At 62.7% G+C, this 23,744-nt stretch carries 25 protein-coding genes; 13 read left to right on the top strand and 12 right to left on the bottom strand.

Annotated features, from left to right (window positions below; translation table 11 throughout):
• Positions 1 to 529 precede the first annotated feature (529 nt).
• Entirely contained in the window at positions 530 to 1,240 is a 711-nt protein-coding gene (locus E1748_RS10120; RefSeq protein ID WP_133646945.1) for a helix-turn-helix transcriptional regulator, read from the top strand.
• Here the strand turns inward: E1748_RS10120 and E1748_RS10115 are convergent.
• Complete coding sequence (locus E1748_RS10115) at positions 1,224 to 1,535, bottom strand: helix-turn-helix domain-containing protein (RefSeq protein ID WP_091015078.1); 312 nt, start codon at positions 1,533 to 1,535, stop codon at positions 1,224 to 1,226. The genes E1748_RS10120 and E1748_RS10115 overlap by 17 nt on opposite strands.
• Before the next feature lie 269 nt (positions 1,536 to 1,804).
• Here E1748_RS10115 and E1748_RS10110 point away from each other — a divergent pair, with 269 nt between their 5' ends.
• Positions 1,805 to 2,398: an acyl-homoserine-lactone synthase gene (locus E1748_RS10110; protein ID WP_133646944.1), complete on the top strand. Its 594-nt coding sequence runs from the start codon at positions 1,805 to 1,807 to the stop codon at positions 2,396 to 2,398.
• 145 nt (positions 2,399 to 2,543) lie between these two features.
• Positions 2,544 to 3,275 carry a LuxR family transcriptional regulator gene (locus E1748_RS10105; RefSeq protein ID WP_166653535.1) on the top strand — a complete coding sequence of 244 codons (732 nt, stop codon included), beginning with the start codon at positions 2,544 to 2,546 and terminating at the stop codon, positions 3,273 to 3,275.
• Between the two features lie 69 nt (positions 3,276 to 3,344).
• Here E1748_RS10105 and E1748_RS10100 read toward each other — a convergent pair whose 3' ends face one another.
• Both E1748_RS10100 and E1748_RS10095 read right to left on the bottom strand, forming a co-directional pair.
• Entirely contained in the window at positions 3,345 to 4,853 is a 1,509-nt protein-coding gene (locus E1748_RS10100; RefSeq protein WP_133647327.1) for an MFS transporter, read from the bottom strand.
• A gap of 141 nt (positions 4,854 to 4,994) precedes the next feature.
• Positions 4,995 to 5,684 carry a FadR/GntR family transcriptional regulator gene (locus tag E1748_RS10095; protein ID WP_133646942.1) on the bottom strand — a complete coding sequence of 230 codons (690 nt, stop codon included), beginning with the start codon at positions 5,682 to 5,684 and terminating at the stop codon, positions 4,995 to 4,997.
• Between the two features lie 270 nt (positions 5,685 to 5,954).
• Between E1748_RS10095 and E1748_RS10090 the strand changes: the two genes are divergently transcribed.
• Together E1748_RS10090 and E1748_RS10085 are read left to right on the top strand one after the other, a co-directional pair.
• A complete protein-coding gene (locus E1748_RS10090) occupies positions 5,955 to 6,425 on the top strand; it encodes a universal stress protein (RefSeq protein WP_133646941.1) in 471 nt (156 codons plus the stop codon).
• 323 nt (positions 6,426 to 6,748) lie between these two features.
• Positions 6,749 to 8,065: an SUMF1/EgtB/PvdO family nonheme iron enzyme gene (locus E1748_RS10085; RefSeq protein ID WP_133646940.1), complete on the top strand. Its 1,317-nt coding sequence runs from the start codon at positions 6,749 to 6,751 to the stop codon at positions 8,063 to 8,065.
• A gap of 27 nt (positions 8,066 to 8,092) precedes the next feature.
• Here E1748_RS10085 and E1748_RS10080 read toward each other — a convergent pair whose 3' ends face one another.
• The 5 genes from E1748_RS10080 to E1748_RS10060 form a co-directional block, all read right to left on the bottom strand.
• Positions 8,093 to 8,950, bottom strand: a complete 858-nt coding sequence (locus E1748_RS10080) for an SMP-30/gluconolactonase/LRE family protein (RefSeq protein WP_133646939.1) — start codon at positions 8,948 to 8,950, stop codon at positions 8,093 to 8,095.
• 29 nt (positions 8,951 to 8,979) lie between these two features.
• Complete coding sequence (locus tag E1748_RS10075) at positions 8,980 to 9,849, bottom strand: isocitrate lyase/PEP mutase family protein (protein WP_133646938.1); 870 nt, start codon at positions 9,847 to 9,849, stop codon at positions 8,980 to 8,982.
• An 11-nt stretch (positions 9,850 to 9,860) separates the two neighbouring features.
• Entirely contained in the window at positions 9,861 to 10,376 is a 516-nt protein-coding gene (locus E1748_RS10070; RefSeq protein ID WP_133646937.1) for a 3-isopropylmalate dehydratase small subunit, read from the bottom strand.
• Positions 10,373 to 11,641 (bottom strand): 3-isopropylmalate dehydratase large subunit, encoded by a 1,269-nt coding sequence (locus E1748_RS10065; protein ID WP_133646936.1) that lies wholly within the window; start codon positions 11,639 to 11,641, stop codon positions 10,373 to 10,375. The genes E1748_RS10070 and E1748_RS10065 overlap by 4 nt, the downstream gene beginning before the upstream one ends.
• A gap of 306 nt (positions 11,642 to 11,947) precedes the next feature.
• Positions 11,948 to 12,469, bottom strand: a complete 522-nt coding sequence (locus E1748_RS10060; RefSeq protein WP_133646935.1) for a hypothetical protein — start codon at positions 12,467 to 12,469, stop codon at positions 11,948 to 11,950.
• A gap of 161 nt (positions 12,470 to 12,630) precedes the next feature.
• On the opposite strand from E1748_RS10060, the gene E1748_RS10055 reads away from it, so the two are divergent.
• From E1748_RS10055 to E1748_RS10035, 5 genes are read left to right on the top strand one after another with little or no spacing between them, the layout of a single operon-like run.
• Positions 12,631 to 13,380, top strand: coding sequence for a class I SAM-dependent methyltransferase (locus E1748_RS10055; RefSeq protein WP_133646934.1), 750 nt, complete (start codon positions 12,631 to 12,633; stop codon positions 13,378 to 13,380).
• A complete protein-coding gene (locus tag E1748_RS10050) occupies positions 13,381 to 14,391 on the top strand; it encodes an aminoglycoside phosphotransferase/kinase family protein (protein WP_133646933.1) in 1,011 nt (336 codons plus the stop codon).
• A gap of 1 nt (position 14,392) precedes the next feature.
• Complete coding sequence (locus E1748_RS10045; RefSeq protein WP_420819297.1) at positions 14,393 to 15,268, top strand: 4Fe-4S cluster-binding domain-containing protein; 876 nt, start codon at positions 14,393 to 14,395, stop codon at positions 15,266 to 15,268.
• Positions 15,265 to 16,329 (top strand): asparagine synthase-related protein, encoded by a 1,065-nt coding sequence (locus E1748_RS10040; protein WP_133646931.1) that lies wholly within the window; start codon positions 15,265 to 15,267, stop codon positions 16,327 to 16,329. The genes E1748_RS10045 and E1748_RS10040 overlap by 4 nt, the downstream gene beginning before the upstream one ends.
• Complete coding sequence (locus E1748_RS10035) at positions 16,326 to 17,531, top strand: glycosyltransferase (protein ID WP_133646930.1); 1,206 nt, start codon at positions 16,326 to 16,328, stop codon at positions 17,529 to 17,531. Before E1748_RS10040 ends, E1748_RS10035 begins: the two co-directional genes overlap by 4 nt.
• Here the strand turns inward: E1748_RS10035 and E1748_RS10030 are convergent.
• Positions 17,488 to 18,177 carry a cephalosporin hydroxylase family protein gene (locus E1748_RS10030; RefSeq protein WP_133646929.1) on the bottom strand — a complete coding sequence of 230 codons (690 nt, stop codon included), beginning with the start codon at positions 18,175 to 18,177 and terminating at the stop codon, positions 17,488 to 17,490. The genes E1748_RS10035 and E1748_RS10030 overlap by 44 nt on opposite strands.
• A gap of 25 nt (positions 18,178 to 18,202) precedes the next feature.
• Here E1748_RS10030 and E1748_RS10025 point away from each other — a divergent pair, with 25 nt between their 5' ends.
• Positions 18,203 to 19,180: a phosphotransferase gene (locus E1748_RS10025; RefSeq protein ID WP_133646928.1), complete on the top strand. Its 978-nt coding sequence runs from the start codon at positions 18,203 to 18,205 to the stop codon at positions 19,178 to 19,180.
• On the opposite strand, the gene E1748_RS10020 is transcribed toward E1748_RS10025, so the two are convergent.
• Entirely contained in the window at positions 19,163 to 19,768 is a 606-nt protein-coding gene (locus E1748_RS10020; protein WP_133646927.1) for a polysaccharide deacetylase family protein, read from the bottom strand. The genes E1748_RS10025 and E1748_RS10020 overlap by 18 nt on opposite strands.
• 203 nt (positions 19,769 to 19,971) lie before the next feature.
• On the opposite strand from E1748_RS10020, the gene E1748_RS10015 reads away from it, so the two are divergent.
• Complete coding sequence (locus tag E1748_RS10015; RefSeq protein WP_133646926.1) at positions 19,972 to 21,195, top strand: dienelactone hydrolase family protein; 1,224 nt, start codon at positions 19,972 to 19,974, stop codon at positions 21,193 to 21,195.
• Between the two features lie 136 nt (positions 21,196 to 21,331).
• On the opposite strand, the gene E1748_RS10010 is transcribed toward E1748_RS10015, so the two are convergent.
• The gene (locus tag E1748_RS10010; protein WP_133646925.1) at positions 21,332 to 21,637 is read right to left on the bottom strand and encodes a carboxymuconolactone decarboxylase family protein; all 306 of its coding nucleotides are present in this window, start codon (positions 21,635 to 21,637) and stop codon (positions 21,332 to 21,334) included.
• A gap of 261 nt (positions 21,638 to 21,898) precedes the next feature.
• Positions 21,899 to 22,804 (bottom strand): LysR family transcriptional regulator, encoded by a 906-nt coding sequence (locus tag E1748_RS10005; RefSeq protein WP_133646924.1) that lies wholly within the window; start codon positions 22,802 to 22,804, stop codon positions 21,899 to 21,901.
• Between the two features lie 139 nt (positions 22,805 to 22,943).
• Here E1748_RS10005 and E1748_RS10000 point away from each other — a divergent pair, with 139 nt between their 5' ends.
• Positions 22,944 to 23,687: an SDR family oxidoreductase gene (locus E1748_RS10000; RefSeq protein WP_133646923.1), complete on the top strand. Its 744-nt coding sequence runs from the start codon at positions 22,944 to 22,946 to the stop codon at positions 23,685 to 23,687.
• Positions 23,688 to 23,744 lie beyond the last annotated feature (57 nt).

Raw genomic sequence — 23,744 nt, 5'->3', positions numbered from 1 at the left:
GGGAGTCGGCCTCACGCTAGCATCGGCGTCCGAATGTTGTCAAACAACAGCTGCAAAATTTGTCCAATCGACCTTGACAACTGATATCGGCAATTCTGTCTATCGTGCACTGCGCCAATCGGTATTAACGACTTTTGAGTGTGCTTTTCTGTGATCTTTTGACGGCCGATTTTGCAATTTGGCGAGTTACGGACAATTGCCGACTTATCTTTCTATTCGGTCGAGCGAAACAATAAGCGCTTTATTTTGAGCACACCGAACAGTTGCCGGACAACAGTCCCAGCAAAGGTTTGCGCGTCGATCGACGAACCGCCCCGGCAATGCGTTTTTTTTGACATTCGGATCGATCATTCCACGGGTGGACGTCCCGAATAACGTAAAGGTTATTCAATTCCAATTTCTACTGTTTCTGAAATGATGATAAATTCCCACCCATGCAAGATACCGGAGCGTACCCCGCACCGCCGTCTTGGGCAGTCGGGCCACGCAACCTGAGAGAACTGACGTGTCGCTACACTTTATCGAGCAGATGTCACCGGTGCTCAATACCCCGGACGAATCAGCATGGTTCGGTACGGTAAGCAACCTCGCCGAGAAGTGGGGGTTTAACCAGGTATTCGTGGCAATCCTGTTACGCCCCGGCACCCGGTTCGAAGATGCGTTCATACGCAGTACGTATGCGCCGTCGTGGCGACGGATCTACGACGACAGGAAACTCTCGAATGTCGACCCCGTCGTGTCTCACTGCTCGACACATACCTCGCCGATCGCCTGGTCGCAGGAGTTATTCGCCACCGCTCCTGCCCCGCAGCAAGCGATGTTCGAGGAGGCGCGATCACATGGCCTGCGCGTCGGTATAACGCTGCCGATCCATGGACCCAAACAGGAATGGGGCGGGCTGTCTTTCGTCAGCGACCGCACTCCGACCGACGATTTCTGGCGTCAGGTCGATACGGCGCTACCCAATCTCATGCTGCTGCGCGACCTGGTGGTAGATACGAGTCAGCGGCATCTGAAGGCGCATGCGCAACCGCTGATCCCGCAATTGACGCCTCGCGAACGCGAGTGTCTGGTCTGGACTGCTCAAGGCAAGTCCACATGGGAAATCTCACACATCCTCAACTGCTCGGAAGCCGTTGTGAACTTCCACGTCAAGAACATCCGGGCAAAGTTCGGCGTCAATTCACGGCGGGCAGCCGCCGTGATTGCGACGCAACTCGGACTTATTGACCCAGGCTGATCAGGGATCTCGATTCCTGGCTGTAGAGCACCCGCTCAGCACGCCCCAGATCTCCGTCGGAGATCGTCTTCGTAAAGTAGAGCCCAAGCAGGATCGACACCGGTGCCGGAATTTCCGCGCCCGATTCGAACCGGCTGCCGCGCGACTGCGTCACGCCGAAGCGCGCCCAGAAACGTCGCTGGCTCTCTTTCTTCTTTTTCCGGTAAGCGATTATCAGCACGCGGTCGACAGCAGACGACACCTCCGGTGACCGTTCCTGAATGCCTGCTTGCCAATGATTTTCCAGTAGTTCCATGGTGTATCTCTCGCTGTGATAGTTAGCTGCCGGCGACTCATCAATCTGTTTACCGGTTATCCCAATTTTGCTGGAGGACGGCCGCCGAGACACCTACCCAAGTGGATAGTTAGCTGCCGGCGATTCATCCATCCGTCGACCGGTCATCCCAAATTTTGCTGGAGGGCGCCCTTGCCGACACCTACCCATATGAGTAGGTGCAATCTATATCCGGAGCGCATACGTTTCGCCCCTGTCGGACGACCAATACGCTCAGGAGAGAACGCGCCATGCAAACTACGATTCGGGTTGGAACGAGGCAAGACTTCCACAGAGAACATCTCAAGGAGATGTACCGGCTACGCGCCCGGGTATTCAGTGCACGTTTAGGTTGGGATGTTCCGATCATCGACGGCATGGAGATCGACGGCTACGACGCGCTTGAACCCCACTACGTAGTGGCTCAGGACGAAACCGGCCGTGTTCGGGGTTGCTGCCGCCTGATGCCGACGGAAGGCCCCAACATGCTGCGCGACACCTTCCCTCAGACACTGCACGGCGCGGCGGCACCTACCGGACGGCATATCTGGGAACTCAGCCGGCTTGCAGTTGATACGGAGGGCGAAGAACAGGGCTTCGGCTTTAGCGATCTGACTATCCGTGTGTTTCAGACCGCCATGACCTTTGCACAGCGGATGGGGGTGACGAGTTATGTAGTCGTGACGACCATGCCGATCGAGCGAATGCTGCGCCGCGCCGGTGTCGAGATAGATCGCCTGGGAGCGCCTGTGCAGATCGGCATAGAACGCTCAGTTGCTCTAGACTGGGCGGTCAGCCCTCAAACGTTGACGGCACTGTTCGGATCGATGGCGATCGCAGCCTGATTGCGGGCTGGCGGCAACGCGAGGAAAATTCGGATCACTCGGGGCCGATCGACGTCAACCCGGTCACATACCGGCGCAGCGGATGATTGCCCCGGAGCATGCAGACGCCAGCCCAACATCGCCAGGAATTCAGAGGAAGCTTCAAATGGAAATAACCGAGAGCCACGAGCTCATACCGACAGTTCTGGAAATTGGCACGCTCGAAGATCCCGATATGCTCGGACAGGCCATTGTCCGCCTGGGTCGAAAGCTGGGATTCGATTCCATGCTGTACGGTGGCCGGTTCGCAATGGACAGCGCTCGAAATATCGAACAACGAGTCACGTCGAACTATCACCCAAACTGGCGCGCGACATACGACCAGGAAAACTACATTGCGCTAGACCCCGTTGTCGTCCACGCGATGAACTCGCTAGCGCCGATCGTGTGGTCGAGCGCCATGGGCGGCTCGCCCGGACAGAAGCAATTCTGGGAGGAAGCGAGCGGCTACGGACTAAAAGCAGGCGTGTCTTTCTCCGTGCAGACGAGAGATGGCGACTTCGGAATATTGAGCCTGGCGCTGGACAAAAACGGGCGAGATGCGCAGAGACAGATCGCGACTAACATCATGTGGGGACCGCTGATTGTCACGATGGCGCAGGAAGCCATGCGCCGCATCGTCAAGGGTTCACAACCGCAGTTGCGCCCCCGGCTCACACCGCGCGAATGGGAAATACTACGCTGGCTGGCAGCAGGCAAGTCAACCGAGGAAATCTCCGTGATACTCAGCGTTTCAGAGCATGGAGTCGTGTATCACGTGCGCAACCTGCTGCACAAGTTTGGCACCCGAACGCGCGGGCAGATTGTGATCAAGGCGATGTCGTTAGGGATGCTGTGACTTGATAGTGAGTCGCGTTGCGTCAGGCTGCCCCACGATTCAAACCACAAACCCGCAACCAGAAGCCCCTCAACTCCGCCGAAACGTGATCTGCGAAATCCGCCGCACGGTCAATGCCGCGGCCAGCGCCGCGGCACCGGTCAACAGCACACCGATGTGTATCGATTGCACCAGCACGTGTCTCGCCGCGTCGACAAGCGCGGGGCCTTCGAGCCCCGCGTTCTTCAGCTCGACCAGCAGCGCGTCGCGCAGCGCCGGGTCGATCAGGATGCGCGGATCGCCGAGCTTCGGCAGCCACGTGGACACCACCGGCTCGCCGAGCACCTTCAACGCATCCTCGACCCCCGACGTATAGCGCCGATTCACGATCGTCGCGACGATGCTCGTGCCGAGCATGCCGCCCACCATCCGCGTCGATTGCAGTAGCGCCGTCGTGATGCCGAAGCGCTCGCGGCCGGCGATCTCCTGCGCGAACACGTTCAGGTTGTTGAGGATGAAGCCGAGCCCGATGCCGACCGCGCCCATCGCGACCTCGAGCCAGAGATGCGGCGTAGCCGGCGTCGCGAATCCAATCCCCAGCGATGCAGCAACGAGCAGCGAAAAACCGATCGACAGGATCAGCGTCGGCTTCGGCAGATGGATCACGATGCGCGTGTTGATCAGGCTGCCGATCGCGATGCAGGCCGCGATCGGCGTCGCGAGCAGGCCCGCCTGCTGCGGCGACAGACCGAAGCCGCCCTGCAACAGCAGCGGCGCGAAGAAGATCAGCGAGAACATCACGAAGCCGGACAGCAGCGACAGCGTGAACAGCGTCACCAGCTGCGCGTCGCGGAACAGGTCGAGCGGGACGATCGGATGCGTCGCGCGCCGCTCGCAGATCAGCAACGCGACCGCACCCAGCACCACCAGCGCAGCGAGCACGAGATTGCCGCTCGTCAGGCCGTCTTTCGGCACGGCTTCGATGAACGCCTGCAGGCCGCCGAGCACAAGCGCGACGAGCGCCGCACCGGTCCAGTCGATCCGCACGTCGCCGGTTGCGGCGCGCCGGTAGGACGGCAGATGCGCCCAGATGAAATACAGCGCGAGCGCGCCGACCGGCAGGTTGACGAGGAACGTCGAGCGCCAGCCGAAATGCTCGCTGAGCCAGCCGCCGAGCGACGGCCCCGCCGCCGTGCCGATCCCGTACGCCGCCGCCATCACGACCTGCCAGCGCACGCGGGCGCGCGGATCGGGAAACAGATCGGGAATCGACGCGAACGCGGTGCCGACCATCATGCCGCCGCCGACGCCCTGCAGCCCGCGCGCGATCGCGAGAAACGGCATGCTCGTCGCGACGCCGCACAGCGCCGACGCTGCGGTGAACACGATCACGGCGGCGATCACGAAGCGCTTGCGCCCGAAGTAATCGCCGAGCCGGCCGAACACCGGCACCGTCACGACCGATGCGAGCAGATACGCGCTCGCGATCCACGCGTAGTACTCGAAACCGCGCAGCTCGGACACGATCGACGGCAGCGCAGTACTGACGACCGTCTGATCGAGTGCGACCAGCATGTTGACGAGGCCGATGCCGAGCATGGCCAGCAGCGCGTCGCGAAAAGGCAGGGGGCGGGAAGCGTTCACAAAAGACGACCTGGGCGCGAGAGGCGCAAAACGGAAATGGATAGGGCGGAAAAAGCCGGGCGAAAGCGCCGGCCCTGACACATGCGATGACTGCGATTACGAGCCGAACATCCGGTCGCGCGCGTTCTCGAGATGCGCGCGCATCGCTTGCGCGGCCGCGGCGGCATCGTGGTTGCGAATCGCCTCCAGCACCGCGAGATGCTCGGCCTGCACGAGACGCTGCCGCTCGATCGTCTTCACCAGCGACAGATTGCGCGACAGGTTCATGCTGAACACGATCTGCTCGTCGATGAACGTCATCACCGTGATGAAGAACGGATTCTTCGACGCGCGCGCGACCGCGACATGGAACGCGAAATCGTCCTGCGCGCCGATGCCCTGCGTCTCGATGACCCGTTCGAGCTGGTCCCACGCGCGCTGGATCGCGGCGATGTCGTCCGCGTCCGCGTGCTGCGCGGCGAGCGCGGCGCCGCCCGCTTCGGTGACGATGCGAAATTCGTAGCAGCGTCGAATGTCGGACAGCGTTTCGAGCGGCGCGAAGCGGCGCACGTCCGGGTCCGGACGACGCGCGACGGTCGTACCCGAGCCGTGCCGCGTGACGATGATGCCGTCGGCGCGCAGCCGCGCGAGCGCTTCGCGCACCGTCGGCCGCGAGGTCGCGAAGCGTTCGGCCAGCGCATGCTCGGTCGGCAGGCGGGCGCCTTCCGGGTACTCGCCCTCGAGAATGCGGTTGAGAATGTCGCCGTAGATCTTGTCGGGCAGCCCCAACGTTTTACGCTCGTTCATCATCGACGGATCGGCTTGTCTGAATAGATCCGGATTGTAAGGCAAACCCGCGCGATTTTCGGGCGAATAACCTGTCGCAAATCGCGATACTTATCGCAAAAAGCCAGACGAGTCAGGTGCTTGGGCGCCAGCACGGATGACTCGCGAATTTGCCAGGCGGCCGCTTGACATCTCACCACGCTGCACGGATGCGAGCCATCATCTAAGCTCGGTGCAAGGCGACCGACCTCCTGGCCTGGCCGCCCCTCCCCCTTCAATGCGGAGAGCTTCATGTACACACGCATCCTCGTAGCCGTCGACGGCAGCCACACGTCGCGTCGCGCGTTCGACGCGGCACTCGGACTCGCTGCGGCACCGGGCGCCGTGCTGCAGCCGTTCTACGTGATCGAGAACACGCCGCTGTATTTCGAGTCGCCGGGTTACGACCCGTCCGTGCTGCGCACGCAACTGGTCGAACAGGGCAACGAGCTCGCCGCCGAACTTGGGGCTGCGATGCGCGAGCGCGGGGTCGCCGGCGAACTCGTCACCTCAGAGGCATCGTCGCTCGACGACGTGCCCGCACTCGTGCTGAAAGCCGCCGACGCATTCCACGCCGATCTGGTCGTGATGGGTACGCACGGACGACGCGGATTTCAGCGGCTGATTCTCGGCAGTGTGGCCGAGCGTTGCGTCCGTCAGTCGACGTTGCCGGTCCTGCTGATTCCATCGGCGGGCGACGGAGACGAAGCAAAGGCGGACTGACGCGCGATGCGTTGCTCGACGCGAACATGACAGCTACTGCCATCTCGTCGAGCGACGCACAACACGTGGCTATTCGTCGGCGGAAATCAATCTGGGGACGACAAGCGGAACCACTCACCGCACCGTGTCAGGTTTTCAAAAGCGTGGACGGATCGACACACGCGGCAGACCACGCGTCTCGTCGATCTCGTCGTGCGATATCGCGTGCGGCGGCCCGCTGCATAACGTCAGTTGCCGTCAGCAGCAGCCTGCACATGCCGTGGCACGTCTCGTGCAAACACGGTAAAGTTCAAGACCGTCCCCCAGCAAGGAGACCCGGCGACATGAAACGCGACCTCGCCTTCCAGCATCCGCTCGTTCAGCGCCTCATTGCCGCGCGCGACGTCACGGATGCGCTCTTCGCGATCGTCAAACCCGAATTTCTCTACGAGCGGCCGATCCGCGAGCGTCACCGCATCGTCTTTTACATTGGCCACCTCGAAGCGTTCGACCGCAATCTGTTCGACGAACGGCTGTGCGCGCTGCCTGCGTTCGAGCCCGAGCTCGACACGCTGTTCGCGTTCGGCATCGATCCCGTCGACGGAGGCTTTCCGACCGACGAACCCGCCGACTGGCCGACGCTCGACGTCGTGCGTGCCTATGGACAACGCGCGCGCGAACAGATCGACCACGCACTCGGCACACTTGACTTCGCGCAGGACGGCATGGCGACGAGTTCGCCCGCGCAACTGCTAAACGTCGCGATCGAACATCGGCTGATGCACGCGGAAACGCTCGCGTACATGCTGCATCAACTGCCGCTCGCACAGAAGATCGCGAACCCCGTCACGGCCACGCCCGCACAGGCGAGCGACGCCGTGCGCCATCTTCCCGCGCCCACGATGATCGCGATTCCCGCAGGCCCGACCGTACTCGGCCTGACGAAGGAAAGCGGACAGTTCGGCTGGGACAACGAATTCGGCGAGCTGCGCGTCGACGTGCCCGCGTTCGAGATCGACCGGCACATGGTGACGAACGGCGACTACCGCGCGTTCATCGAGGCCGGCGGCTACAACGAACGTGCGTGGTGGAACGACAAGGACTGGGCGTGGAAAGAAGCGGAGCACATCGAACATCCGGTGGGCTGGTCGCGTGAATCGCGCGAGTCCGATAGCGACGCATGGCGGTTGCGCACGATGTTCGACGACATCGCACTACCGCTCGACTGGCCCGTCTATGTCAGCCACGCGGAAGCGAGCGCCTACGCGCGCTCGAAGGGCAAGACGCTGCCGACCGAAGCGCAATGGCAACGCGCCGCTCACGGTGCGCCGCATGGCGCATCGGGCAATTTCGATTTTCGTCACTGGGATCCGCAGCCGGTCGACGCGCATCCGGACAACGTCAGTGCATTCGGCGTCGAAGGCCAGTTCGGCAACGGCTGGGAATGGACGTCGACGTTGTTCGCAGCGCTACCTGACTTCGAAGCGTTTCCGTTCTATCTGGGTTACTCAGCGAACTTCTTCGACGACCAGCATTACGTGCTCAAAGGCGGCTCGGCACGCACCGCGCAATGCATGTTGAGGCCGGCGTTCCGCAACTGGTTTCAGCCGCGGTATCAGCATGTTTATGCAGGGTTTCGGTGTGTGCGGGGCGGCACATAAAGCGACGGTCGATTCAAACATCGTGCGTCACGCGACGTTGCAGCCAGGGCCCGGAATCGCGACCCGGGTTGTATAAAGCGCGGACAGTCGCTTGCCGGTCATCAGATCTTCGGGTGGGCCATCGAACGTGATGCAGAACAGCGTTCGCCCATCTTCTCCGCCTAGCTGGCACGCGAGCGCGCGCTTGTTGCCGACGGAAATCCGGTCCGTCACGACGCCACCTTCGAGAATGCGGACCACTTCCCCGGTGTTGAAGTTCGGCACCCAGATGCCGCCTTCGCGATCGACGCAAATGCCGTCCGGCTGCCCGTCGCCCATGTCGGCATAGAGACGGCCGTTCGACAGGTTGCCGTTATCGTCGCGATCGAAAGCGGTCAGCCGGTTCGACCACGATTCGGCAACGACAAGCGTGCGGCCGCCGTCTTTCAGGACCACGCCGTTCGGGAAGTCGAATCCGCCTGCCGCGACGCGCGCCGAGCCGTCAGGCTCCACGACAAAGAGATCTGCTGGACGCTTCGGCGCACCGCCGAAGAGGTCGTAACCAAAGTTGCCGACATAGATGCGGCCGTCGTCATCGACGACGAGATCGTTCAGGTCGGCCGGCGCAAGCGCGGACAGGTCCGCGTGCAACACCAGCTTGCCATCGACGACTCGCATCAACCGACGGTCGGTCATCGACACGACAACAGGCGTGCCGTCAGGCAGAAAGCCGATGCCCGAAGGACGATGCGGCACGTCGCAGATCACTTCGCGCGTACCGTCCATCGCGATCCGATAAAGCTTCATACCGGTGATGTCCGACGCCCAAAGATGATTGCGATACCAGCGCGGTCCTTCGAGAAACGCAAAATCGTCGGCGAGTAGCGACAGGGGTTCGATGTTCATTTCGGTGTCTACTCCATGCAAGGGTGACGCTAGACGTAGCGATTCGCACGCTCCGTAAACGCGTCGTAGCCCAGTCTCGCTTCGAGCACGTCGGCAGGTTCCAGATAGACATCCGTGCTGTCGACGCTGGGCGTCGCGCGATAGGCAGACAAAGCCGTCGTCAACGATTTCGCCACGGCCTGCAGGCAAAATCCATAGTCGAGCACGATGTCCGCTGCACCGTTCCATTCGCTGCGGTCGCGCACATCAGGATGCTGGATCGTGACGTAGCGGGCCGGCACCGCGCGGCGAAACCGTCGCAATATGTCGGGCGTCGCGCCATTCGCAAAGATGTACTCGATGCCGATATCGAAGAACGCCTTGACGCGACGAATCGCCTCGTCTTCGTCGTGCACCGCCCAGATCGCGTCGGTTCTTGCCATCACGATGAAATCGGTGGAATTGCGCGCGTCGAGAGCGGCACGCAACCGGGCCAGCACCTGATCGAGCGCGACGAGGCGTTGCGGCAGCTGGGTGTGCTTGCCTCCCGCGTGATCTTCGATATGAATGGCGGCGACGCCGGCCTGCTCGAATTCGCGCACGGTTCGCCAGATATTGCCCGGCTCGAAGAAACCGCCTTCCGCATCCGCGATCACCGGAACCGACACTGCGGCGACAACCTTGCGTGCGTGATCGACGAGCTGGTCCAGTGTCAGAGCGCCAACGTCGGGCATTCCGTACGCAGCCGCGGCCGTCGCATAGCTGCCGACATACACCGCATCGAATCCGGCGTGCTCGACGAGCTTCGCGCTAAAGGCGTCGTAAGCGCCGGGAATGACTTGCGCGCGGTCGCGGTGTGCGAGGTTCAGCAATGCACGGGACGCTTCGCCGGGCTGGGCAACGCGGGGGAATGAGTTCATCGGTTGGTTGTTCATGAGCGGTCGCAGGATAAAGACTGAAGATATTTGACGAGGCCGCCGGCGCCGAGAATGTCCCTTTCCGAACGGGTCGGTGGATCGAATGGCAACGCGGCGCCGGTGGCAAGATTCCTGACGAGGCATTCGTCCCAGACGACCTCGATCGGATCCCAGCGTCGAACCTGTTCGAGAATGCCCGCGCAGGCGATCTGCGGAAATCCTTCCGCCATTTCGCCCCACCAGTAGCCGGGCGAAAACGATTCGGCAATGACGCACGAAATGCCGAGGTCGCGCATCGCGATCATCGGCGGATAGTGCGGGTGGCCGTAACCGAAGTTGCGTCCACCGATCAGCACGTCGCCCGGTTGTACCGTCGCAGCGAAGTCGGGATCGACTGCCTGCATCACGATGCGTCGCAGCGCGTCCGGGTCCTGAACCCGAATGTTTTTCACACCGACGATCTGGTCGACGTCGTAGTCGTCGTCGGCAAAGATGAACGCGACGCGGCCCGCAAGATTCTTCAGGTTCATGCCGATGCTCCGAGGTAGGGACGAGGATCGGCAAGGCGTCCTTCGATTGCCGACGCAGCGACGACGGCCGCGTTGCACAGATAGATCTCGGCGTCGGTGCTGCCCATGCGTCCAGGCACGTTGAGTGTGCCGGTCGATACCGCGCGCTGGCCGGCGGTGATCGTACCCATGCGTCCATAGCAGTAGTCGCAGCTGGGCGACGACAGGAACGCGCCTGCTTCCACGAGCGTGGAGAGCAGGCCCGCGCGGGACGCTTCGAGCATGATCTGCTGCGACGTTGGAACGATGTTCAGACTGAAGCCCTCTGCGACGTGCCGGCCGCGCAACACGGCGGCGGCCGCCTGCAGATCCTCGAGGCGACCTGACGCGCAGGACCCGAGGTAGCCTGCCTGCACGGGCACGCCGAGATGATCGCGTAACGCGCGCGTATTGGCGGGACTCGGCGGTATGACGACAATTGGTTCGATCGCGCCGAGGTCGATTTCATGCACAGCAAAGTAGTGCGCATCGGCGTCGCTGTAAAGCGGCTCGATCGTCTTCCTCGCGCGCGGAAGTGCATAGCGCAGCCGCGCCTCGTTCGGGTTAACGATGGCCGAAATTGCGCCGACGAACATCGCAAGACCCGTGATGGTTTGCAGTCCGTCGATCGACAGCGTATCGAGTCCGGGACCCGCAAGCTCCATCACCTTGAACCGGCAGCCGTCCGAACCGATCTGTCCGACGATATGATGAAACACGTCACGCGCCATCACGCCGGGGGTGAGCGAACCTTTGAGCTCGATGCGCACCGTATGCGGCACACGGAGCGCAATGCGTTCGCGCGAATAGGCTTCGAGCATGTTCCGGTGAATGCCGAGGCCGAGCGTTCCAAACGTACCCAACTGGCTGATGTGCGGATCGAAGTGAACCACCAGCGCGCCGGGAACCGCATAGCCGACTTCGGCCGCGACCTGGTGACCGATGCCTTTGCGTTCGAAGAGCGGGACGCTGTTCTCCGACGTCCATTGCCGCGTCTCGATGTGGAACGCCTCTTCATCGACGGACGCGGCCGGAACCATGTGATCGATAAAGATTCCGAACCGTTCGGGTTCGGCGATCCGCTCGATATGCAGATCCTCTTTCAGTTGTCTGAAGTAAACGTTCGTGTAGCCTGGGAAGTCGTAGGCGAGTACGAAGTCGGGCTTGACCATGACTTCATCGCCTGGCGCAACCGAAACAAGGCCCGCTGCGCGGGCAATAATTTTCTCAGTGATCGTCGCGCCCATGATCGCCTCTCCGGATAAACCGGTTCGCGAAAGACGCGAACACCGGTTACACCCATTATGTGGATCGACGCGTGCGGGTTGAAGCGCAAAGTTCGAATGGCTGCCAGTGGCATTGCATCTGGATAGATCGCGGTCTAGATGTGGCGCGGCTTTGTGTGAGCGGCAAGATGCATTAGGCGCATCGCCAGCAAAAGTGCTTTATCGAATCGACGCTAATTCGAGTCGGAGGTTCGAAGCGCTAGAACGAGCACATCGTGTGTGCGGGGGAGTGAGCAGGATCGCGTCGAGTGACGCGATCGATCGAGGTCACCTCGCGCGATCACCGATTCGATTGAAGCGGATTTCCGCAATCGTCTGCAGCAGCAACCAGAAACAGCACCACGCAATGCCAAACCGCTCCAACCATATGGCGTTGCGTGCGTTGTTCGCAGTCCGTCGATCGAGAGACTGCTGCGTAAGATGGAACACTTCCTCACCCGAAATGGTTAGACGGGCGCCCCGGCCGGCGCAGAACTCCGCACGAACGGGAGCACCGGTATGCCCGTCAAGCATCTCTTGCTGAAACGGTCCGCAGCCACTCTTCGAACAACTCGACAGCGTTGTAATGCCGCCAGGCCCCTCGACAAAGTAAGAACCGACGAAGTGCGATATGCGCCCGACAGCGACCTTGTCTATGACGACATTGCCGGACGCGTCCACGTTGCACATGTCCGACAGCTTGAACGAAGGCGACGGTATCAACATCGACGAAACCATGCCGACCAACGCGACGGCAGTCATGGTCAACGTAAAGCGACGCCACTTCGCAATATCGAATCTTGTTGTCATCGTGCGGATTCGCAGTGAGCGCTCTCATCGTCAGTTGAAGGGGATTTTCGACCATTCGTGAATGGGTGTCGACTGGCTGCCCATCCTCGATAGCCACCCGATTCTGCGGCTTCCAGAAGTTCAGGTACATTAGTCTCCGATCAAGCAACCGTGCCGCTCCCATGCCGGACTCCCCTCTCCCGATCGACCTGTCGAACCTCGCTCAAAGCCTCTACGCGCAAGGCAGCGAAGAAAGCATCCTGTCGCGCCTGCTGGAACGGATCGCACCAACCAGCCGCTTCTGCGTCGACATCGGTGCAAGCGACGGCCTGCGCAACAGCAACACCGCGCGGCTGCTCCGCGAATACGGCTGGCAGGGTCTGCTGATCGAAGGGAGCGACTACCGCTTCGGAAAACTCGAAGCACACTACGGTCGCGCGGATGGCGTCCGTTTGCGTCACGAACGCGTGCAGCCCGATACGGTGGATCGGCTGCTTGCCGAGGCCGGCGTCCCTATCGATTTCGATCTGCTGTCGATCGACGTCGACGGCAACGACTACTGGATCTGGCGTGGCCTCGAAGCGCACCAGCCGCGCATCGTGATCATCGAATACAACCCGTACTACACGCCGCCCGAGCGCTGGGTCATGTGCTTCAATCCGGACCACGAATGGGACGGCTCGACCTATTACGGCGCGAGCCTCGAATCGCTGCATCACCTCGGCAAGCAGAAAGGCTACGAGCTGGTGTGCTGCGATGACATGGGCAACAACGCGTTCTTCGTCAGACGCGACCTGTACCCGCTCCTCGGCATCGCCAGTAACGATCCATCGGTCGTGTTCCGGCCCGCGATGTACAAGCTGCGCTACGTCGGCCACAACACGTTTCTGAGCGGCCATCCGTATCGCCACGGGCCGGCCGAGCAGATCTGAATGAACGATCGGGCCGCCACCTTCGACGCGATCTGCGCAGCGTATGCCGTCACGCGCAATGGACCCGCACGCCAGGTCAGCGAGCGCGTATGGCGCCTGCCGACCGACGCAGGCGACCTGGCCGTCAAGCTCTACACAAGCGACCAGCACGCGAGAGCGACAAGAGAGGCCGCCGTGCTCGCGCATCTGCACGCACACGACGATGCCCGCTTCCGCGTCCAGACACTGTGCCTCACGACGACCGGCGAAGCTCTGTGGACCGGCCTCGACTCACACGCGATGCTGACGCAGTGGGGGACAGGGCAATTCAAGACCTACGATACGTTCACACCCGATCAATGGGCCGCACTCGGCGCGAGTCTCGCGGCGCTGCATCTGAGTCTCGACCGGCTGCGTCTGCCGGCACTCGACACGCTCCACGCACGCCTCGCTGCAATCGATGTCGATCACGTGCGCAGCAGCCTGGTCGACGCGCTCGACCACCCACCACCCGACACCGACACATCGCACCTGCGCACCTATGTCGATACGAGCCTGCGCCTGATCGACGAACACTATCCCGGCAGCATCGACGCGTTTCCCGTCGACGACCCGCAGCATCCGATCCACAACGACTACAACCAGTTCAACTACCTGTTCGATTCCGATGCCGAGCGAGATCGCGGCCTGCCTCCTGTGATTCTGGATTGGGAAGCCGTGATCGGCGCGCCACGGGAATTCGAACTTGTCCGCTGTCTGAATCATCTGCCGCTGGAAGCGCCGGCACTCGCCGAGGTTTTCGTGCACGCGTATCAGCAAGTCCGTCCGGTACGTGTCGAGCGAATCGCGTGGGCCGTCGACGCAGCCTGTCTGCAACATGCGCTCAAGCTGTGGGTCGTGCGCGGCTGGCTGGCCGATCCGCCGCGCTACGATGCGCATCTGCGTGGAGCCGCGACGATGGCGTCGACGATGGCCGACGCGCGCGGCCAGTTGATCGATTTCTTTTCCCGTTGCGTGGAAGCAGGAAGCTGACGTGAGTGCAAACATGAACCCTCCCTCGACCAGCGCGTCGCCCAACGGCCGGCAGCATGTCTTCCCGCCGCCGCTCGAACGCAACTACCGCGTGCAGGACGGACGCGTGCAGACGCGCTCGCTGGAAGCGCACATCGTCGATCACTGCAACCTGACGTGCGCGGAGTGCTGTTCGCTGTCGCCGTTGCTGCCGGCCTGGTACGCGAGCCCCGAATCGGTTGCCGACGATCTGCGCAAAGCCGTCAAGGTGCTGAATCCGCGCGTGTTCAAACTGGTCGGCGGCGAACCGCTGCTGCATCCCGAGCTGGTCGAGTTGATCAAGCGCGTGCGGGACACCGGCATCGCGCCCGTCATTTCCGTGACGACGAACGGGACGAAACTCGGAGACATGTCGAATGCGTTCTGGCAAACAGTCGATGCGTTGACGATCTCGCGCTATCCGAAGCCGTCGCTCGCGTCGGACCTGGTCGCGTACATCGAGAAGCAGGCGGGGCGCTTCGCAGTACGCCTGAACTGGAAAGTGCAGGACGTGTTCACGACGATGAATCGCGCGGAGCTCAGCACCGATGACGAAGCAAAGCGCATCTATCACGACTGCTGGATTCGCGAACGCTGTCACATGATCCGCGATGGGATGTTCTATACGTGCACCCGTCCCGCGCATTTTCATACGCTGTACAAGGGCACTCAAGATTTCCAGTCCGATGGTCTGCCGCTGCGCGACGATGCCTGCATGCTCGACGCGATGCTCGCGTACCTGCAGCGCGAAACGCCGCTCGAAGCCTGCCTGCACTGTCACGGCGGCAGTGCGGTCGTGGCGCCGCACCGGATCATGAAGCGCATCGAGGTGGAGACACTGAAGGCGTGCTATCCATGATCGTCGGCACGCGAGACTTCTTCGGCTTCGAGCGGCTGCACTACCATCCGCGCAGCGGCGCGTCGGCAGGCGGCATCCTGCAGGTACTACGGGCCTCCGGGCAACCCGCCGGTCCACCCGACGTGACCGCGATTGCCGGCTATCTGAGCGGCGAGCGCGTCGTCGGTCGTACGGTGTTGCGGGACGTGCTGGCGGTACCGCCCGGTCACGCGCTGATCCGTTCGTCGCAGGGTCTGGAAGTGCATGCCGCGCCGTCCGAACCCGTGCGCGCCGATCTGGAGACCGTGCTGCGCGACGCACTGCAACGCGCACTCGACAGCGGCAAGCGCGTCGCACTCGCATTGAGCGGTGGGCTCGATTCCGCGCTGCTGCTCGCGCTGTTGCGCGAACTCGGTGCGCACCGGCACGTGACGTCCTACATCCTCGCCACCGACATGCCCGACTACTGCGAGCTGGACGCCGCACTCGAACTAGCCGACCAGATGCAGGCCAGCGTGAAGATCGTGCGCGCGTGCGAAGCCGATTTCGTCGCCGCGTTGCCGAGGACCACGCACGCAGTCGAAGAGCCGATGTTCAACCTGCACCCGGTAGCAAAACTACTGCTGGCCGAAGCGATGGCGGCAGACGGCATCGAACTGGCGATCACCGGCGACGGCGCGGACCAGGTGCTGCGCCGCGACCAGTCGGCCAACTATCTGCCGTTGTGTCACGCGCTGTTCGATGCGGCGTCGGTGAGCCTGTGTCCGCCGTTCGTGGACCTGGCTGTCGTCAACCACCTGACCAGCATTCCGCCCGATCCCGACAAGCACTGCCTGCGCGAACTAGGCGCACGGCTGAACCTGCCGGATCGTCTGGTACGCGGTCCCAAGCGTGGCCGGCTCGCACCCGCGATGAACCTCGATGCACTGCTCGATCGCGACCGCATCCCCATGCTCGCCGACACGTTGAACCTTCCCGCTCCCACGCTGCAACCGGACACCGAGCGCGTGCTATGGACGACCCTCACGCTGACGCTCGACCACCTCGGCGCAACGCTTCCCACCCACGTAGCCCGCCCATGACCCGCATCCTGTTCTGCGTCGTGCCCGAGAAAGGGCACGTCAATCCTTGCATCGGACCGGCCCAGCATCTGCGAGCCGCCGGCTTCGACGTCGCCTTCTACGCGCCCGCCGACATCAGCGATCAGCTCGACGGCGCCGGCACTTTCACGTTCCTCGGGCCACGCGAAACGCCCGAACGACATGATCTGTCTCGCGGCGCGACATTCGCCGCGAACATTCGCGACGCCGCGTGGCTGCGACAGTGGATCCGGACGCTGCTGATCGATCTGGCGCCTGCCCAGACCGACGGCATCCGCGCCGTGATGCACGCGTGGCGACCCGACGTGGTCGTGATCGATCCACTGCTGTACGCCGCGGCCATTGCGGCCGAGCTGGAAGGATTGCCGTGGGTCGCGATGTCCAACTCGCTGAATCCCGTGTTGCCGGACGATCTCGACTCGGAGCTGTTGCGCACGGTGCGCTGGCTCGCGCCGGAACGCGATCGCCTGTTCGCGCGCTACGGTCTCGACGCGCGCTTTCGCGGTTGCGACATTCTCTCGCCGCATCTGACGCTCGCGTTCACGACAGAAGAACTCGTCGGCAAGCCGCCGGTCGGCGTCGAGCTGGTTGGCCCGGCGCTACCGTCGGGTCCTCGCGGTGACGAGACGTCTTTCCCGTGGGAACGCATCGACGCCGACCGTCCGCTCGTCTATATGTCGTTAGGCAGCCAGCTTTACTACCACCCGGATCTGTTCGCGAAGGTCATCGACGCGACACGCAAAACGTCCGCGCAACTGGTGCTGTCGGCAGGCGAACTGGTCGACGCCGACGTGCTGCCTACCGACGACGAACGCGTGATCGCCGTGCGCTACGCGCCGCAACTCGCGTTGCTGCAGCGAACCCACGCGTTCATCAGCCATGGCGGCGCGAACTCGGTGATGGAAGCGCTCGCATCCGGCGTCCCGATGCTGCTGTCGCCGTTCTGCAATGACCAGTTCCACTCCGCGCACTTCGTCGAACGGGCGGGAGCCGGATACCGGCTGGATCTGGAGCACGCAACGGTGCAGGACATCGCGGATGCAATCGGGCGCGCGCTGCGCCCCGGTCCGCTGCACGACCGCGTCGCGCAGATCCGTGCGAGCTATACGCGTGATGGGTCGGCCGAAGCGGCTCGCCTGATCAGCGAACTCGCTTCAGGAAGCCGCCTGGCGACAGGGTCATGATCACGCGATCCTCGATTTCTTCGTCGACCTCGAAGCGGTCGTCGTCCGCGAGAAACGCGCGCACCGCCGTCGCCGGGTTGTTGCCTTTTCCGTAGGGCTTGCCGTCGAACATCGACTCGGGCAGATACTCCATGATCGTGTCCATCACGACCACGTAGCTGCCCGGCGTCACGAGTCCCGCGTAACATTCGAGCTCGCGCAACACGTGCTCGTGTGTGTGCGTGAGATCGAGAATCACCATGACGCGCGAACAGCCGCGAATCTGCTCGCGGACCGATTCGAGCGTCGCGTCCGAACACGATTCGCCTTCGATCAGCACCATCCGATGAGCAAGACGATGCGATTGCAAACGCTGCCGGACGTCGTCGCGCAAACGCGGTTCGACGGCGACGACGCGGCCATCACCGGCGACCAGTTCCAGCATCGACGCGGAGAACACGACACCGCCGCCGGCCGCGATACCCGTCTGCACGATGCAGTCGGGACGCTCGCGCCAGACCAGTTCCTGGATCGCGAGCATGTCGCCCGGCAGATGGAAGAAGCGCTCGCCGAGCCAGCGCGTCTGAAACAGATGGTCGAATTCAGCTGCACGCGTCAGCCATTCGATATTGATGTCCCGCATGCGGGCGGAAATACGCTCAGACATGATCCCTGCAACGAGTAGGAGTGACGTGGAAACGCTCGAACTTTTGCTTCACCGGCACTGGGGCATCCGGCCCGCGCGCCTGCACGCGATGTCGTCGGGGCATACTAACAAAACGTATATCGTCGATTGTGATTCGCATCGCTCGGTGCTGCGTGTGTCGTGGCCCGGTAAATCGATCGAACAGGTTCGGCGCGAGGCGCTGGTGCTCGATCATCTTGGCGTTCTCAGCGTGTCTGCGAAGCTTCCCGCACTACCCCGGCTCCAGCCGACGACAGGCGCCCAACCCGGCGTACAGACGCCCGACGGAAGCTGGCTGCATCTGTTCGACTACATCGACGGCATCCCCGGCCTGCCCGCCGATGCAGAGTCCGGCACCACCGACGCGATGCACACCCTGGCCCGTCTGCACGCGGCCATGGGGACGATGCCCTTGCCCTCGCCTTCGCCTTCGCCCTCTACCGAATCCAGCCCCGTCGCGTGGTTGCGCGAACGCTATACGCGGGTGGCGAGGCGCGCGGCACCGACATTGCCCGCTGACCTGCCCGATCGCTACGACGTGCTGCTCGATCGCATCGGCGCCAGTCTCGATGCGGCGACCGCCTGGGTGACCGGTCCGACACACTGGCTGCACGGCGACTATCACGCGGGCAATCTGCTGTTCGTCGATGGGCGGGTGAACGGCGTGCTCGATTTCGACGACGTCGGGCAAGGTTCGCATTGGCTCGAAACCGCGTTTGCGCTGTTCGCGCTTTCGCGTGACGCGACCATTGACGATCGTTTCGTTTTCGATGCCCGGCTGTGGGACACGGGTCTGCTTGCATACGCCGCTATGCAACCTCACGCGGTGCCACAGTGGATGCACGAAAACCGCGACGCGCTGATGGTTCTGTTCTGCGCGGATCAAGTGCTGATTCATCTGGAAGCAGCGCAGCGCGGCCTGTGGATGCCCGGTCCCGGCATGGGATTTCTTGCGTGCTGGCGGCAGTTACTGGCCGACGTCTAGCAGGCTGCGTCGCCCGTCCGGATGGTCGAGCAGCAGACGCACCGCCTCGACCGTCTCGGGATGCGCTTCGCCGTGCCGCGAACTGTCGTGCAGACACAGCAGCGCATCCTGCCGCTGCGCCACGCGCTCGACGATGTGCTGACGCATCGCTTCGAATAGCGCGTGCGGCGACGGCGGCGGGCGGCACCAGTCGTCGAAGAGCGCAGTCCAGCCGATGTGATCGCGTTGCAAATGCAGCAGCACACGGCTGCGGACATCCTGCGCCTCGAGTCCATACGGAAGGCGCAACGGAATAGCGTCCGGCGCAGCGAAACCGGCAGCCCGATACGCGTTGCGGATCAGTGCGTCGGTCGCCTCGATCTCATCGATCAACGCTTCGTCCGACAACGCACCCGGCCGCGCATGCGACCAGGTGTGATTGCCCAATAGATGACCTTCGCGGACCATCCTCGCAGCGACGTCGGGCGCGTGCTCCAGGTTCTTTCCAAGCAGAAAGAACGTTGCGTTGCACGAGGCTGCGCGTAATACGTCGAGTAACGACGGAGTCGAAGGCCCTGGGCCGTCGTCAAAACTTAAGCGCGTTGGCATCGTGTGTCGAGGGGCGCGAAGATTGAAATGGAATCGAAACGATAGCGTAACCGGCCGGCTCGATGATGCAAAAAGCTTTCGCGTGAATCGCAGATCGACGACTACCTGCCAGCACGTCCCCGCGAACATCGACGACCATGCAGCGTATGCTAGCTGCAAACTGACTCCCCCAATCCCCCATCGCGCTCAAGGAGCCCATCGACATGTCGAAGCAGATCCGCATCCCCGCCGCCGAAACATCGTTCGACGCGTACGTCGCCCTGCCGGAAGCCGGGCATGGCCCGGTCATCGTGCTGCTGCAGGAGATCTTCGGCGTGAATGCCGAGATGCGCGAGGTCGCGGACCTCTACGCGGCCGAAGGCTACGTCGTCGTCGTGCCGGACCTGTTCCATCAATTCGCGCCGAACATCGAACTCGGCTATAGCGAAGCCGATCACGCGAAGGCCTACGACTACTACGCCCGCTTCGACGTCGCGCGCGCGATGCGCGATATCCGCGCGACAGTCGATCACGCGCGCACGCTGCCGGAATCGACCGGCAAGGTCGGCGCGCTCGGCTTCTGCCTCGGCGGCAAGCTCGCGTATCTGGCGGCAGCGGAATGTGGCGTCGATTGTGCGGTCGCTTATTACGGCGTCGGCATCGAGAAGTCGCTCGATCTCGCAGACAAAATCACCTGCCCGCTCGTGCTGCACTTCGGCACAACCGATCCGCTCAATCCGCCCGATGCCGTCGCCGCGATTCGCGACGCGCTGGCCGGCAAGTCCAACGTAAAACTATACGAGTACCCGGACGCTGGTCACGCATTCAGCCGCAGCGGCCCGACCTTCGTGAAGACCGCAGCAATGCCGGCTCACACGCGCAGCCTCCAGGGGTTCCGCAGGGTGATGGGACCCGACTACGATCTCGGCGCGATCGCCGATCATCATTTCTATCTGGAGTTCGCCGCACGCGACGCCGAAGAGACGATGAAAACGATGGTCCCCGAACCGTACGTGAACCACGTCCCCACGATGACCGGCGGCACCGGCCACGACGAACTGAAGCGCTTCTACGCGCATCACTTCATCCCCGGCAATCCGGACGACATGAAGATGACGCCGATCTCGCGCGTGATCGGCGTCGATCGGATGGTCGATGAATTCATTCTGAGCTTCACGCACGATCGCGAGATCGACTGGCTGCTGCCCGGCGTTGCGCCGACCGGCAAGCGGGTCGAGATTCCGATGCTGGTGGTCGTCGGGTTTCGCGGGCCGAAACTCTACAACGAACACATCTACTGGGATCAGGCCAGCGTGCTCACGCAGATCGGCCTGCTCGATCCGACCGGACTGCCGGTCACGGGCGTCGAGGCCGCGCGCAAGCTGCTCGATGAAAAGCTGCCGTCGAATACGTTGATGGCGCGGTGGAGCACCAGCAAGCCTGCGTGATGCCAGGTAGGCGGCGACGCGCAGCTGCATTGTGGTGAGTGCAAGTCAGAGCGAAGTCGGACTCGTTCAGGCTTGCACGGAGCACCATTCGCAGCGTCACGCTGCGCGGCGAACCGCACAGCCGCCCTCCTTTAAATCACCCTTCGATCAGATGAGTCCCATGCGTGATCGCCGCGCCCGCACGCAACGCCGCAGCGATAAACGTGACCTCCGCGAGTTCGACTTCGGTGGCGCCTGCCTTGATCGCGGCGCCCTTGTGAATCTCGAGGCAGTACGGGCATTGCGTCGTCAGTGCAACGGCGAGTGCCATCAGTTCCTTGTACTTGCGGGGGATCGCACCGTCGGCCAATGCGGCCTTGTCGAACGCAACGAAAGCGTCCCATGTGGCGGATGCTTTAGCGCCTAGTGCGGGCAATTTCTGCATGTTCTTCATGTCGTACATGTCGTCCTCCTGGTTCGCGGTGAAATGCCGCGTCGAGTGCCGCGCCGAAATGGCGATGGCGTCTTGTCCCCGGGGTAGAACTTTTTGCCGGCGCACGCATGGCAGTACGGCATGATGAATCGCGTACGCAGATTCTTATGCAGCCAAAGACGGCTGCCTGTCGGTCATTTTCAAGTTCCGTTTGCCTCAGGCAAGAGTATGCGCGCATGCGTCCGGACAGCAATCGATCGTGCCTGCGCGACGAACGCCGTCCGCAACCGGTCAATACAACGGCTGCGTAAAGTGCTTGCTGAACTCCCCTGCTGCCCAATCGAGGAACGCGCGCACACGCGGCGACAACTGCCGCGTGCGTGAATAGAGCAGAGACACCGGCGCCGACGGCGGCGGCGCGTCCTTGAAGATTTCGACCAGATCGCCGCGACGCAGATCGCCTTCGACGTGAAAGCGCGGCACCTGCGCGATCCCCAACCCGAGACGAATGCCAGCGAGATAACTCTCGGTGCCGGTGACCGTTAGCACCCCGCGCGGCGACACGGTGTGCACGCCATTGCCCACCTGAAATTCGAGCGGCGTGACGAGGCCCGTCGTGATCGAGCGCAGACCGACCATCCGATGTGCGTCGAGTTCGTCGATGCCGGACGGCGTACCGAACTTCTCCAGATACGCGGGCGTCGCGCAGGTCAGCCGGTCGAGCGTAGCCACCTGCCGCGCGACCAGTTCGCTGTCGCGCAACCGACCCCAGCGCAGCGCGCAATCCACGCCCTCCTGGACCAGGTCGACCCAGCGATCGCTCTCGCTCATCGACAGTTCGATCTCCGGGTAACGCTCGAAGAACGCGGGCAAACCGGGCATCAGAAAGTGACGCGCGAGCGTGCCCTGCACCTCCACGCGCAGCAACCCCTTCGGCTGCACGCCGAGGAACGCGCCCTCCGCATCTTCGACGTCGTCGAGGATGCGCACGCAGCGCTGGTGGAACGCCTCGCCGTCGAGCGTCGGACGCACGACCCGCGTGGTTCGCTGCAACAAACGCACACCCAGCTTGGCTTCCATTTCCGCGATCACCTTGGTCGCGGTGGAACGGGGAATCTCCATATCGTTGGCCGCGAGCGTGAAGCTGCGCCGCTCGACGATCCGTACGAAAAGCCGCATCGAGTCAAACCGGTCCATGCCAGAGCCCTATTCCCGTTGTTCGCTATTGTTCGTACCAGAGAAACAGCAACGTGCATTTTATACAGATTATCTACACTGGGATAAGTAGCATAGTTACCTCACCGCAACGCAGCGGCACCCACCCAGGAGAGAGATCATGAGCACCAGCAACCAGCAAAAAGTCGCCATCGTCACCGGCTCGTCACGTGGTATCGGCGCTGCGATTGCCACCCGTCTTGCAGCCGACGGCTTCACCGTCGTGATCAACTACGCCGGCAGGGCCGCCGAAGCCGAGCAACTCGCGAACACGATCGAAAAATCCGGCGGCCACGCGATCGCAGCTCAGGCCGATGTCAGTGATGCCGCCGCCGTCGCCCGTCTGTTCGATGCAGCCGAAGCTGCCTACGGCGGCGTCGACGTACTGGTCAACAACGCCGGCATCATGAAGCTCGCGTCGATGGCCGACAGCGACGACGCGCTGTTCGACAGCCAGATCGCGATCAACCTGAAGGGCACGTTCAACACGTTGCGCGAAGCCGCGCGCCGTCTGCGCAACGGCGGACGCATCGTCAATCTGTCGACGAGCGTGGTCGGCCTGAAGCTCGAAACGTACGGCGTCTACGCCGCGACGAAGGCAGCGGTCGAAACCATGACGGCGATCCTGTCGAAGGAATTGCGCGGCCGCTCGATCACCGTGAATGCCGTGGCCCCTGGCCCGACCGGCACCGATCTGTTCCTGAACGGCAAGTCGCCGGAACTGATCGAGCGCATGTCGAAGATGAATCCGCTCGAACGTCTCGGCACGCCGGCCGACATCGCAAATGCAGTCGCGTTCCTCGCCGGTCCCGACGGCGGCTGGATCAACGGCCAGGTTCTGCGCAGCAACGGCGGCATGGTTTAACCCCCTTGAACAAACAATCGATGCGCCCGTTAGCCGGCGCAAGCGTACCCAACGCCC

Source organism: Paraburkholderia flava, from assembly GCF_004359985.1.
GTDB classification, from domain to species: Bacteria; Pseudomonadota; Gammaproteobacteria; order Burkholderiales; family Burkholderiaceae; genus Paraburkholderia; species Paraburkholderia flava.
This window is presented reverse-complemented; position numbering and strand designations above follow the sequence as displayed.